Annotated in this window: 1 protein-coding gene; it reads left to right on the plus strand. The window is 60.3% G+C overall.

Annotated elements, in window-relative coordinates; translation table 11 throughout:
• A partial coding sequence (locus EOD07_RS36870) for an ABC transporter substrate-binding protein (RefSeq protein WP_245470650.1) occupies positions 1 to 463 on the plus strand: 463 nt, incomplete at both ends.

The raw sequence follows: 463 nt of genomic DNA on the forward strand, positions 1-463 counted from the left end.
ATCTTCTTCAACGACATCGAGGCGATGCTGGACAAGAACGTCCGCCAGGCCGCCGTGATGGCCGTCGACAAGAAACTTCTGGTCGATCGCCTGCTGCGCGGCTACGGCCAGCCGATCGATACGCTGGAAACGCCGGAATACGCATCCTACGACGCGTCGATCAAGGTCGAGCACAATCCGGAAAAGGCCAAGGAATTGCTCGCCGCTTCCGGCTATTCGCCGGAAAAGCCGGTCAAGTTCACCATCCAGACGACCAAGGGCTTCAAGCCCAAGGACTATGAGATGATCCAGGCGATCGTCGGCATGTGGCGCAAGGTCGGCATCGAGGCGACGATCGAAGTCTACGAGATCGCCAAGCACTACGAACTGCGCGCCGCCGACAAGCTGGCGCCGTCCGCCTTCTACAATTGGGGCAATGCCATCGGCGATCCGACCACCTCGACCGGCTTTGCCATGTACGGCC

It is taken from the genome of Mesorhizobium sp. M2C.T.Ca.TU.002.02.1.1, assembly GCF_003997225.1.